Annotated in this window: 1 pseudogene; it reads right to left on the bottom strand. The window is 57.2% G+C overall.

The window, feature by feature from the left end:
- Positions 1–82: 82 nt before the first annotated feature.
- Positions 83–229: pseudogene (locus EOD29_RS35655) on the bottom strand (PRC-barrel domain containing protein); the annotation flags it as partial.

The following is a 229-nucleotide window of genomic DNA, read 5'->3' as shown; positions in this document are numbered from 1 at the left end:
AATAGGCAGCCATCGACACGAACCTAACACTATAAAGGCCCCGCATCAGCGGGGCCCTTCCAGCTCGGTTTATCGAACGACGTTACATCCAGTAGGGCGGCACGCCGTAGTAATCATAGACCCGGCGGCCATTGTCGTTGTACCAGGTGTCGTCATCGTCCGAATAGCTCGGGGCGCCTTCGATCTGCTCCTTGCTCAGGTCGATGCGATAGCCATCCAACTGGGTGTC

Origin of the sequence: Mesorhizobium sp. M1A.T.Ca.IN.004.03.1.1 (assembly GCF_003997555.1) — a bacterium.
GTDB lineage: Bacteria > Pseudomonadota > Alphaproteobacteria > Rhizobiales > Rhizobiaceae > Mesorhizobium.
The sequence above is the reverse complement of the archived record's forward strand: the minus strand, read 5'-3'. Positions and strand labels throughout refer to the sequence as shown.